The organism is Stenotrophomonas beteli (assembly GCF_001431665.1).
Lineage (GTDB): Bacteria > Pseudomonadota > Gammaproteobacteria > Xanthomonadales > Xanthomonadaceae > Stenotrophomonas > Stenotrophomonas beteli.
Genome location: NZ_LLXV01000104.1, coordinates 1 through 1,508, shown reverse-complemented (window position 1 = coordinate 1,508; position 1,508 = coordinate 1). Strand labels below are relative to the sequence as shown.

At 63.1% G+C, this 1,508-nt stretch carries 2 protein-coding genes; one reads left to right on the top strand and one right to left on the bottom strand.

The window, feature by feature from the left end:
* A partial coding sequence (locus ARC23_RS20160; RefSeq protein ID WP_160321674.1) for a MobA/MobL family protein occupies positions 1-312 on the bottom strand: 312 nt, incomplete at its 3' end.
* Positions 313-572: 260 nt separating this feature from the next.
* Here ARC23_RS20160 and ARC23_RS20155 point away from each other — a divergent pair.
* On the top strand, positions 573-839 hold the full coding sequence (locus tag ARC23_RS20155) for a hypothetical protein (protein WP_057498840.1): 267 nt from the start codon (positions 573-575) through the stop codon (positions 837-839).
* Positions 840-1,508 lie beyond the last annotated feature (669 nt).

The window sequence follows — 1,508 nt, the reverse complement described above, 5'->3', positions numbered from 1 at the left end:
CAGGGCCGAGCGCTGCGGCCCGTTGAGCTCGTGCGGAAGTGCGATCTCAAACTCGCGGGCCACGGTCGCGTCCTTTCGCCTCTCGGCCGCCTCAGCCGCTTGCCATAGCTTTGAGGCGTCGAGCGACCAGTCGGGTGCCTTCAAAGGCACTACCCAGCGGCTCTCGACCACTCCGCCCCTGCGAGAGTAGTCGTGCCGCGCTCCCGTGCGCTCATCTACGAGCGACAAGCCCGCGCGGTAGGCAGCGGCGGCAACGGCCGAATGGCCCTTGGCACGGGAGAAGGTTTTGACGCGGGTGTGGTAGATCGCCATGCAGAGAGCTCCAGTTCTTTGAGCTCTTTATGCCTTTGAATTTGCCGTTGGCAAGTCGCAAAGCGGCTTGGGGTTCAAGGGGCGAAGCCCATTGCGCACGCATCACTTGTGATGCCTAAGTGCGCTTTTCGCTCTTTGCTTTTGCTTCTCTTCTTTGTGATTTTCCGAATTGCTTCAAGCGCGAAAACGATGCCGCCATCGATAGGTTGACGGATGAGAAATCATTGCTTCACTGAAGGACACTTCACAAGGAGAAGAGCATGTCGTCCACCAATCATTACCGCGATCAGATCCAGCGGGCCACCCATCGGCTGGCCCAGCTTCAAGCCAGGGAGCTTCTGGCGCACCAGCGGCAGGATGCCCGGGAGAAAGCCATCAAACGCCGCGACGACGCCAAGCGCAGGCGACAAGTGGCCGAACTCGTCTTCCTGGCCGGTGCCCAAAACCTGCCAGACGATGAGATCGTCGCAGCCTTGAAGCGGCACTTGCTCACGGTTGGCGAAACACGGTTCTCACCGCCCCACTGATCATCCCCGCTCCCTGGACCGGCCATCAACGCCAAGGCATGGGTCAGGCACTCCAGGAATATGGGTGAAAATACTGAATGGGCGGAACCCGATCCAAGTCGGTCCCCCCGCCCCTTCCTCGCGATGCGCGTCCCCCTTCTGACGGGCGAGCTACAATGGCCCGAAGGAAGCGCCAAAGGCAGGGGGCCACATGGCGAGAAGGAAGCAAACCGCAGGCAGCTGGATTGTCGCAGTCCTGGTCGTCATAGCGTTGGTACCAAAGGAAGTCTGGATCGGTTTGGGGATCGTCGTTGCGGTGGCCACTGCCGTTTGGCTCTGGGCCAAGTGGCAGGCGATGCGCCCGAAAGGGCCACCCTCTCCCGCCCAGCCGGTGCCCACTCCAGAGCCGACCTTGGCCGAGTTGATGGAGGCATCCGCCCTTCCCTCGCGGCGTTCAGCGCAACAAGCGCCGCGCCCGGTAGCGGCCCAAACGGGCGGACCGGCGGGCATTGAATCGGGTGCCCCCGCCAGATCGGCAGGCGCTGCTGTGGCAGAAGTGGCTCGGCCCATCGATTCCGTGCCCCCCCCGCCACTGGCCCCCGCGCAGGAGTCGAACCGAGGGCCGGCCGAGGCTGTTTCACCCTCCCGTCCTGGGAACTTGGAAGAGGCCAAGGCTGCGGTGAGCATGCG